Source organism: Dietzia sp. Cai40, from assembly GCF_014145165.1.
GTDB lineage: Bacteria > Actinomycetota > Actinomycetes > Mycobacteriales > Mycobacteriaceae > Dietzia > Dietzia natronolimnaea.
Genome location: NZ_JAALEB010000283.1, coordinates 1 through 9,123, shown reverse-complemented (window position 1 = coordinate 9,123; position 9,123 = coordinate 1). Strand labels below are relative to the sequence as shown.

The 9,123-nt window shown below is 69.9% G+C and carries 10 protein-coding genes; 3 read left to right on the top strand and 7 right to left on the bottom strand.

Annotated elements, in window-relative coordinates; all coding sequences use genetic code 11:
• Positions 1-168 precede the first annotated feature (168 nt).
• Both G6022_RS11195 and G6022_RS11190 read left to right on the top strand, forming a co-directional pair.
• Positions 169-1,134 carry an endonuclease/exonuclease/phosphatase family protein gene (locus G6022_RS11195; RefSeq protein WP_347238171.1) on the top strand — a complete coding sequence of 322 codons (966 nt, stop codon included), beginning with the start codon at positions 169-171 and terminating at the stop codon, positions 1,132-1,134.
• 15 nt (positions 1,135-1,149) lie between these two features.
• Positions 1,150-1,680 (top strand): DUF732 domain-containing protein, encoded by a 531-nt coding sequence (locus G6022_RS11190; RefSeq protein ID WP_241730614.1) that lies wholly within the window; start codon positions 1,150-1,152, stop codon positions 1,678-1,680.
• Positions 1,681-1,705: 25 nt separating this feature from the next.
• On the opposite strand, the gene G6022_RS11185 is transcribed toward G6022_RS11190, so the two are convergent.
• The 3 genes from G6022_RS11185 to glnA form a co-directional block, all read right to left on the bottom strand.
• Entirely contained in the window at positions 1,706-2,515 is an 810-nt protein-coding gene (locus G6022_RS11185; RefSeq protein WP_182611208.1) for a DUF1206 domain-containing protein, read from the bottom strand.
• Positions 2,516-2,560: 45 nt separating this feature from the next.
• A complete protein-coding gene (locus tag G6022_RS11180; RefSeq protein ID WP_179525013.1) occupies positions 2,561-2,971 on the bottom strand; it encodes a hypothetical protein in 411 nt (136 codons plus the stop codon).
• 113 nt (positions 2,972-3,084) lie between these two features.
• Positions 3,085-4,521, bottom strand: coding sequence for a type I glutamate--ammonia ligase (gene glnA / locus G6022_RS11175; RefSeq protein ID WP_179525014.1), 1,437 nt, complete (start codon positions 4,519-4,521; stop codon positions 3,085-3,087).
• 221 nt (positions 4,522-4,742) lie between these two features.
• Between glnA and G6022_RS11170 the strand changes: the two genes are divergently transcribed.
• Positions 4,743-5,231, top strand: a complete 489-nt coding sequence (locus G6022_RS11170) for an RDD family protein (protein ID WP_179525015.1) — start codon at positions 4,743-4,745, stop codon at positions 5,229-5,231.
• Positions 5,232-5,378: 147 nt separating this feature from the next.
• Here the strand turns inward: G6022_RS11170 and G6022_RS11165 are convergent, their stop codons facing one another.
• The 4 genes from G6022_RS11165 to sucB form a co-directional block, all read right to left on the bottom strand.
• Positions 5,379-6,134 carry a DUF4191 domain-containing protein gene (locus G6022_RS11165; protein ID WP_179525016.1) on the bottom strand — a complete coding sequence of 252 codons (756 nt, stop codon included), beginning with the start codon at positions 6,132-6,134 and terminating at the stop codon, positions 5,379-5,381.
• Between the two features lie 145 nt (positions 6,135-6,279).
• Positions 6,280-7,290, bottom strand: a complete 1,011-nt coding sequence (gene lipA, locus G6022_RS11160; RefSeq protein ID WP_182611207.1) for a lipoyl synthase — start codon at positions 7,288-7,290, stop codon at positions 6,280-6,282.
• Positions 7,291-7,311: 21 nt separating this feature from the next.
• Positions 7,312-7,989 (bottom strand): lipoyl(octanoyl) transferase LipB, encoded by a 678-nt coding sequence (gene lipB, locus G6022_RS11155; RefSeq protein ID WP_182611206.1) that lies wholly within the window; start codon positions 7,987-7,989, stop codon positions 7,312-7,314.
• Between the two features lie 84 nt (positions 7,990-8,073).
• On the bottom strand, positions 8,074-9,123 hold a 1,050-nt coding region (gene sucB, locus G6022_RS11150; protein ID WP_241731171.1), incomplete at its 5' end, for a 2-oxoglutarate dehydrogenase, E2 component, dihydrolipoamide succinyltransferase.

The window sequence follows — 9,123 nt, the reverse complement described above, 5'->3', positions numbered from 1 at the left end:
CCGCGCGGCCTCGGGTGCGCTCGTCGGGGAGCCGGTCGCGCCCGCCGCGGGACCGTCGTCCTCACCGTCGATCGCCTCGGTGGCGGAGACGGTCCGCTCGATGGTCCGCAACGGTGACGACCTCGACCGTGTGATCGCGGCACTGGGGGACCTCCGCAAGTTCCTGCGGTGAGGCGACCCCGCCCGGTGGCCCGGGCGGCGGCCGTGCTGGCCGTGCTGGTGGCCGCGGCGGGAATCGCACTGCACCACTCGACCTCCGAGGTGCCCGCGGTCCTGGTCCTGGCCACGTTCGCGCTGTGGGCCTGGGCGTTCTCCCTCATCGCGGTCCTCGCGGCGCTGCGCGCCCGCTCCGTGGTGTTGACGGTCGTGGCCGTGGCGCTGGTCGGGGCGGGGGCGGTCCAGTACGGCCCGCTGGTGTCACCCGCCCGTGGGTACGACGACGACGAGGGCGTCGACCTCCGGGTGCTGGTGCAGAACCTGGAGTACGGCGGAGCCGACCCGGTCGATGTGGCCCGCGCCGTCCGCGACGGCGGGGTCGATCTGCTGCTCACGGTGGAGGCCACCCCGGAGGCTGTCGACGGTCTCCGCGCGGCGGGCCTCGGCGAGATGCTCCCGCACGAGGCATCCGATCCCGCCCCGCAGGCCGCGGGCGTCGCGGTCTGGTCGCGGTACCCGCTCTCGCCACCCGAGCGGGTCGCCGGATTCAGCCTGGGAGTCCTGCGCACGGACATGGCCGGTCCCGCGGGTCCGGTGACGGTGGTGGCGGCTCACCCCGTCGCGCCCGTGTTCGACGGTCCCGCCGCGGTCGAGGAGGCGGACCGTCTGAGGTGGTACCTCGGCGGGTTGCCCGGACCGGCCCCCGTGGTGGTGGGCGGCGACTTCAACGCCACCTGGGACCACGCCCGGTTCCGCGGACTGCGTGGGCTAGGGTACACCGATTCGGTCTCCGGCGGTGGCGACGGCTGGGTGCCCACGTGGCCAGCCGACGGGCGCGTCCCGCCACTGATCGGCATCGACCACGTGCTCGCGCGGGGAGCGTCGGCGGTGGGGGAGACCAGGACCGTCCGGGTGGGTGGCACCGATCACCTGGGCGTGATCGCGACGGTACGTCTTGCCGGGGACCGGGTCCGTTGACCTACGATGCGCACCATGAGTTCACGCATCCTGACAGCAGCGTCCGGCCTCGGTGCGGTCGCGCTCGCCGTGGTACTCGGAGGTTGTGGCGGGGCGACCGTGGAGGGGGAGGCGCCCGAGGTGGCCACGGAGTCCACCACGACGTCCGCCGCGTCGAGTACCCCGTTCGCCGAGGAGCGACCGGAGAAGCCCACCGGGCCCGTGACACCGCCCCCGCCGCCCGAGCCGCAGCCGGAACCGATGCCGGGGGAGCCCGCGCCGGAACCACGAGCGGACGACACCCCGGCGGCTGAGCCCGCTCCCGTCGCCCCCGGAGGCGGTGACTTCGTCGCGCTGCTGCAGAGGCAGGACGTCGCACTCCCCGAGGGCGTGGATCCGGTGGCCACCGCCGCGGAGGCGTGTGGCCGCTTCGACGGGGGCCAGCAGATGGACGAGGTCTCGGGGTGGCTCGGCGAGTACGGGCGGTTGGGCCCCGAGCAGCAGGGATTCTTCCTCGGCGCCGCCGTGGGTACCTACTGCCCCCAGAACTTCCCCAAGCTCGGCTGAGCCCGGCCGGTGTGAGCCCGGCGTCTCACATCCGGCTGTACTTGGCACGGCCCAGGGAGTAGACGCCGTACAACGCGATCCCGACGCCGGTCATGATGAGCAGGATCTGGCCGAACGGCTGCTCGCCGACCGTTCGCAGCGCGGCATCGAGTCCGCCCGCCTTCTCGGGATCCGCGGTCACGACCGCCGCGATCACCAGTCCGCCGAGGATGACCAGGGCGGCACCCTTGGCGATGTACCCGAGCTGACCGGAGACGACGATGGCCCGCCCGACGTGTCCGCCCCCGGTGCGTTCCAGGTCCTCGACGAACTTCTTGGTGGCGCCCTTGTAGACGTGATACGCGCCCACGCCGATGATCACGAGGCCCACCACGACGAGCGCGACCTTGCCCGGTGCGGAGCCGAGCAGTCCGGCGGTGGTACCGGACGCCGTCTCGGAATCCGAATCGGATCCACCGGAGGCGAACCGGGCGGTGGTCACGCCGAGAGCGAGGTAGACGGCGGCCTTGGCGCCCGCCTTGACCCTGTCCGAGGCCTCCTCCGATCCCAGGATCATCTCGATGACCTGCCAGAGACCGAGGGCGAGGAAGCCGATCGCGCCGACCCAGAGGAGGGCCTGGCCACCCGGTGCGGAGGCGATCTCGGCGAGGGCACCCGAGTTGGACGCCTCCTCTCCGCCCGATCCGGTCGCGATCCGGATGGCGATCCACCCGATGAGCAGGTGGAGGATCCCGTTCATGACGAAGCCCGCGCGGGCCAGCCACTCGAGGGCGGGATGGTCGACGGCGGAGCGGGCGGCGCCCTGAACGGAGCGAGGGGAACTGGGTGTCTTCATCTCAGCACTCTCCCACGAGCTCGGCTTCCCCACGACCTCGGCGGTTCACCACTCGATCTCGCCGAGGACGTCGTTCCGCCGACGGAGCTCGGCCAGCCGCTGTTCGGCCGCGCGGTGCTCCTCGGAGCGGCGGCGGGCCTGTTCGGCGAGTGCGTCCGCCTCGACCTCGGCCAGGAGGAGCTGGAGACGGTCCTTCTGTTCGCGCAGTGTCTCGACCGAGGTGTCCATCGCGATGAGCTTGCGTGAGCCCGCGCTGGCATGGAGGAACGGGTTCCGTTCGAGGATCAACCTCGCCTCCTCGGGGTCGAGCACCCGCGACAGCTTGAGCAGCACGGGGTAGCTCTCGCCGTCGCCGCCGGTTCCCGGTTCGTGATCCGGGTCCAGGGCGGCCGCGACCACCTTGAGTGGTCTGGCCCTCGGGGAGGCGCTCCGGAAGTCCACGTCGTCTGCGTCCACGAGCTCCCGACCCCTTCCGTTCCCCGCCTCCTGGCGTTCCCCGGTCCTGGGTCAACCGTAAACGCCCCGGCCACAGGGGCCGGGGCGTTTCAACGATTACGCGAGCTGCGGGATCAGCAGTCGTAGTACAGGTCGAACTCGTGCGGGTGCGGACGCAGGTTGACCGGGGCGATCTCCTTCTCCCGCTTGTACTCGATCCAGTTCTCGATCAGGTCCTCGGTGAACACGCCACCCGCGGTGAGGTACTCGTGATCGGCCTCGAGGCGGTCGAGCACCGCGGAAAGCGAGGTGGGGGCCTGCGGGATGTCGGCGGCCTCCTCCGGCGGGAGTTCGTAGAGGTCCTTGTCCACGGGGGCGTGCGGCTCGATCTTGTTCTTCACGCCGTCCAGGCCCGCCATCATCATCGCGGCGAACGCGAAGTACGGGTTGCCCGACGAGTCGGGACAGCGGAACTCGATGCGCTTGGCCTTGGGGTTGTTGCCCGTGATCGGGATACGGACACAGGCCGAGCGGTTGCGCTGCGAGTACACCAGGTTGATCGGCGCCTCGTAACCCGGGACGAGCCGGTGGTACGAGTTGATCGTGGGGTTGGTGAACGCGAGCAGGCTGGGCGCGTGGTGGAGGATGCCACCGATGTAGTAGCGGGCGACGTCCGACAGTCCCGCGTAGCCGGCCTCGTCGTGGAACAGCGGCTTGCCGTCCTTCCACAGCGACTGGTGGGCGTGCATGCCGGAGCCGTTGTCACCGAAGAGGGGCTTGGGCATGAAGGTCGCGGACTTGCCGTTCTTCCACGCGGTGTTCTTGACGATGTACTTGAAGAGCTGGATGTCGTCGGCCGCGTGCAGGAGCGTGTTGAACTTGTAGTTGATCTCCTGCTGGCCACCGGAGCCCACCTCGTGGTGGAAGCGCTCGAGCTCGAAGCCGGCGTTGGTGAGGTTGGTCGACATCTCGTCGCGCAGGTCGACGAAGTGGTCGTAGGGCGCCACCGGGAAGTACCCGCCCTTGGGGCGGACCTTGTACCCGAGGTTCGGTGAACCGTCGGCCTCGGACTCGGCTCCCGTGTTCCAGTTGCCGGCGATCGAGTCGACCTCGTAGAAGCCGTGGTTGGTGCCCGAGCCGTAGCGGACGGAGTCGAACACGAAGAACTCGGCCTCGGCACCGAAGAAGCAGGTGTCGGCGATGCCCGTGGAGATCAGGTACTCCTCGGCCTTGCGCGCGACGTTGCGGGGGTCGCGGCTGTAGGCCTCACGGGTGAAGGGGTCGTGCACGAAGCAGCTGATGTTCAGCGTCTTCGCCTTGCGGAACTGGTCGAGGCGAGCGGTCGACACGTCCGGCAGGAGCATCATGTCGGACTCGTGGATCGACTGGAACCCCCGGATGGACGAGCCGTCGAACGCCAGGCCGTCCTCCATCATGTCCTCGTCGAAAGCCGCGGCAGCGATCGTGAAGTGCTGCTCGGCGCCGGGCAGGTCGGTGAACCTGATGTCGACGTACTCGACGCCCTCGTCCTTGATGAACTTGATGACCTCGTCCGGAGTGGAGAATGCCACGATGTCGCTCCTCGTCTCTCTGTGCGACGGGCAACCGGTGCCGCCCGTCGTGCGGTGACCTCACGATATGGGCGAGGTGTTGCCCGGCCGTCAACCGAATGTTTCGGCAGTGTTACAGAGGCGGGCCGGGTGGTGTCCCTCCCAATAGGGGTCAGCTTAGTCAACCACTGCGGGGGAACGTCGACACGGGGATCGACCGGGCCCCGGTTACCCTGGGAACCATGCGTGAACTTGCAGGATCATGGCTGTCCGGCCCGACCTCGTCCGGCAACGAGCCGGAGCAGGCCTTCAAAGGTGAGCGGCTCGGGCTGCCCCGGTACGGCGAGGGCTCTCTCGCGCCGCTGGGGGTGCGTCTCGGCGCGCTACTGGTCGACTGGTTCCTGGCCTACGGGTTCGTGGGACTCGTCGTCACCCTCGGTGGACCGGGCCTGCTCGGAGGCGAGACGTTCTCCGCCGTGGCCAGTTGGGCGACTCCGCTGCTCTGGGGCCTGTCCGGCGTGGTGTGCGTCTGGCTCTTCGCCCAGACGCCCGGACAGGCACTCTTCGGGATCGGCACCGCACGGATCGACGCCGACGAGCGGGTCGGTGTCCTCCGTGCGATCGTCCGGGTCGCCTTCGTGTTCTTCCTGCTGCCTCCCCTCGTCCAGGACGAGGACGGCCGCGGCCTGCACGACAGGGCGACGGGTACGGCGCTGATCCGGACCCGGTGACCCCGGAGCTGGTCCCGGTGGGCCCGGTGGGCCCGGAGACGGATCCGGGGATCTGTTCGCGCTAACCCGTCGGCGCGGCCGGCGAGTGCGACCGGCGCGACCAGCGCGACCAGCGCGACCGGTGGGCGTGACGGGCTCCGGCCCCGGTCAGCCCCGTCGCCGGGCGCTGCGCTGCATGTTGCGGACCTTCGCGCCCTGGGGGAGCGGGCCCTTGGGCATCTGGTTCTGGATGCCGGTCTTGGTGCCCAGCGCACGCAACCGGGTGTCCAGGGCGTCGACCTTGGCGCGGTTGATGTTCATCGGGTAGCGGGTCAGGCGACGGTTGAGCTTGCGCAGCGGGACCTGTTCAGGGGTCGTCCCCTCCTCGTCGCCGACGATCAGCTCATAGATCGGGGTATCACCGACGACCCGGGCGACCTTCTTCTTCTCCTGCAGCATGAGTGGCTTGAGCCGGTGCGGCTGCCCCTCGCCCACGAGGACGATCCCGCATCGGCCGACCACGCGGTGCACGGCGTCGAAACTGGTCGTCGCCGCGACGGCCTGATTGACGCGCCAGCCCGATCGGAGCTGATCCAGTGCCCACGCCGCCGCACCGGGCTGTCCTTCGGCCTTCGCGAACACGGTGTTCTGGACGCGGCGGGAGAAGATCACCATCGCCAGCATCAGACCGGTGAGGACACCGAGTGGGAGCATCCACCACTCCCCGCCCCAGAGCGAACCCAGGAGGAAGAACGCGGCGGTGGAGAGGATCAACGCGCCGATCATCAGGGGCCACAGGAGTTTGTCCTGCTTGGACTGGATCTTCAGGGCCTCCCACATCTGCCCGCGCTGCGCTTTGCTCGCCTGCCGCCGTGCAGCCCGAGCCGCCTTCTTGTCCGCCTTGCTGACCTCGCTCTTCGCCATACCGTTCAGGATACGTGGCGGGGACCACCGTTCGGGAACCGCGGTTCGCCGCAGGGGTGGACAGGGCGAGCAGGACGGGTGGCGCGGCTGAGACGGCCGGGCGGCCCGGCTGAGACGGCCGGGTCGGACGTGGGCCCGCGGGGGGTCAGGCCCGGGCGCGCGCCAGCACGGACGAGGCCTCCTGCGAGGCGGCGCCCCCGGAGGTCAACTGCGCGAGGTGCTGCGGAACCTCCTGGCCGCGGTGTTCGAGAGCCTGGACGTAGAGGCGACCGGCCCGGTACGAGGACCGCACCAGTGGACCGGCCATGACCCCGGCGAAACCGATCTCGCGCGCCTGGTCGGACAACTCCACGAACTCCTCCGGCTTGACCCAGCGGTCGATGGGATGGTGCAGCGGACTGGGCCGGAGGTACTGGGTGATGGTGAGGATGTCGCACCCCGCGGAATGCAGGTCGATCATCGCGTCGACGATCTCCTCCGTGGTCTCACCCATCCCCAGGATGAGGTTGGACTTGGTGACCAGCCCGAAGTCACGGGCAGCGCGGATCACTCCGAGGGACCGGTCGAACCGGAACGCCGGCCTGATGCGCTTGAAGATCCGGGGGACCGTCTCCACGTTGTGCGCGAGCACCTCGGGCCGGGACTCGAAGACCTCCGCGAGCTGATCCGGATCCCCGTTGAAGTCGGGGATCAGGTTCTCGACGCCGGTGTTGGGGTTGAGTTCGTGGATCTTGCGGACCGTCTCCGCGTACAGCCACGCGCCACCGTCGTCGAGGTCGTCCCGGGCGACGCCGGTGATGGTCGAGTACCGCAGGCCCATCTCGCGAACGGACTCCGCCACGCGCCGCGGCTCGTCCCGGTCGAGGGCACTGGGCTTGCCCGTCGCGATCTGACAGAAGTCGCAGCGTCTCGTGCACTGTTCGCCGCCGATGAGGAAGGTGGCCTCGCGGTCCTCCCAACATTCGTAGATGTTGGGGCAGCCGGCCTCCTCGCACACCGTGTGCAGGCCGCCGGTCTTGACGAGGCCCTTGAGTTCCTTGTACTCGGGGCCCATCGTGGCCCGGGTCCGGATCCAGGAGGGCTTCCGCTCGATCGGCGTCTCGGCGTTGCGGGCCTCGATGCGGAGCAGTTTGCGGCCTTCGGGAGTGACAGTCACGGCCGCCAGCCTACGCTCGAATCACCCCACGGGTAGTCGACCGTCGAGCGCCTCCACCACGTCGGAGGTGACCTGGTCGAGGACCTCCGAGACGGGGACGTCCCGTCCGAGTTCGGCCGAGAGGGACGTGACCCCGGCGTCGACGATCCCGCAGGGGACGATCCGCGAGTATGCATCGAGATCACAGTCGCAGTTGAGCGCGAAACCGTGCATCGTCACCCCGCGCTGGACACGGATCCCGATGGCGGCGATCTTGCGCTCCGGCCGGCCGTCACCGGCCGGACACCACACCCCGGACCGGCCGTCCACCCGGTCGACCTCCACCCCCATCCGGGCGCACGTGGTGATGAGGGCCTGCTCCACCCGGCGGACGTACTCGACCACGTCGATGGGGTCCGACAGGGCGATGATCGGGTACCCGACCAGCTGCCCGGGTCCGTGCCAGGTGATCCGACCACCCCGGTCCACGTCGACGACGGGGGTCCCGTCGACCGGGCGATCCGACGGCTCCGTGCGCTTCCCGGCGGTGTACGTGGCCGGGTGTTCCAGGAGCAGGATCGTGTCCCCGCGGGCTCCGTCGGCACGCTCCTGCGCGAGCGTTCGCTGCAGCTCCCAGGTAGGGGTGTACTCGACGGTGCCGAGGCGGCGGATCTCCGGCTCGACCGGATCGCGGCGCAGGGACAGACCGGTGTGGGACATGCCGTCCACTCTAGGCCGAAGGATCTCGCAGACGACGACGGGCGCCCTCCCGGAGGAGGACGCCCGTCGCGCTGTCGTCGGGACCTACAGTCCGAGGTCTCCCTCGAACTCGGCCTTCTGCAGACGGTCCTTGACCGTGGTGAGGAAACGACCGGCGTCCGCACCGTCGATGAGACGGTGGTCGTAGGTCAGCGGCAGGTAGCCCATCGACCGGATGGCGATGGACTCGCCGTCGTCATCGGCGTCCACCACGGGGCGCCGCACGATCGCGCCGGTCCCCAGCATCGCCGCCTGCGGCGGCACGAGGATCGGGGTGTCGAACAGTGCACCCTCGCTCCCGATGTTGGTGATGGTGAACGTGCCCCCCTGGAGGTCGTCCGGGGTGAGCTTGGACGCCCGCGCCCGCTCCGCCAGGTCGATGATCGCCTTGGCGAGCCCCGGGATGTCCAGGTCCTGGGCGTCGCGGATGACCGGTGAGAGCAGCCCCGCCTCGGTGTCCACGGCGATGCCGAGGTTCACCGAACCGTGGTAGGTGATCTCGTTGGTGTCCTCGTCGTACGACGCGTTGACGTTCGGGTGCGAGACCAGGGCCTCGACCACCGCCTTGGCGTAGAACGGCAGGTAGGTGAGCTTGACGCCGTGCTCGTCCGCGAACCGGCTCTTGGTCCGGGCCCGCAGTTGCGCGACGCGGCTCATGTCCACCTCGAAGACCTGCGTGAGCTGCGCGCTGGTCTGCAGCGACTCGCGGGTCTTCTTGGCCGTGATCTTGCGGATCCGGTTGGCCTTCTTGGTGGTCCCGCGCAGCTCGGCCAGTTCGGGTCGCACTCCGGCCTTGGACGGGCCGCCTGCCGGGGCCTTCTTCTCCGCGGGGGCCTCGGTGCCGCCCTCGGCGCCACCCTCGGCCGCGGCGAGGACGTCCTGCTTACGGATGCGTCCGCCGATCCCGGTGCCCTTGACGGAGTCCAGGTCCACGCCGTGCTCCTGCGCGAGCTTGCGCACGAGCGGGGTGACATAGGGGGAGGTACCGGAGCCGGAGCCCGTGGCGCCGCCCTCGTTCTCCGCCCCGTTCTCCGCCGCGGCGAGCACGTCCTGCTTGCGGATGCGCCCACTGGCCCCGGTGCCCTCGACGGTCTC

Bases quoted from the DNA above. Each gene is read 5' to 3' on its own strand.
- G6022_RS11190 (WP_241730614.1), top strand. From the start codon at position 1,150: ATGAGTTCACGCATCCTGACAGCAGCGTCCGGCCTCGGTGCGGTCGCG.
- lipB (WP_182611206.1), bottom strand. From the start codon at position 7,989: ATGTCCCACACCGGTCTGTCCCTGCGCCGCGATCCGGTCGAGCCGGAG.
- G6022_RS11185 (WP_182611208.1), bottom strand. From the start codon at position 2,515: ATGAAGACACCCAGTTCCCCTCGCTCCGTTCAGGGCGCCGCCCGCTCC.
- G6022_RS11170 (WP_179525015.1), top strand. From the start codon at position 4,743: ATGCGTGAACTTGCAGGATCATGGCTGTCCGGCCCGACCTCGTCCGGC.
- G6022_RS11165 (WP_179525016.1), bottom strand. From the start codon at position 6,134: ATGGCGAAGAGCGAGGTCAGCAAGGCGGACAAGAAGGCGGCTCGGGCT.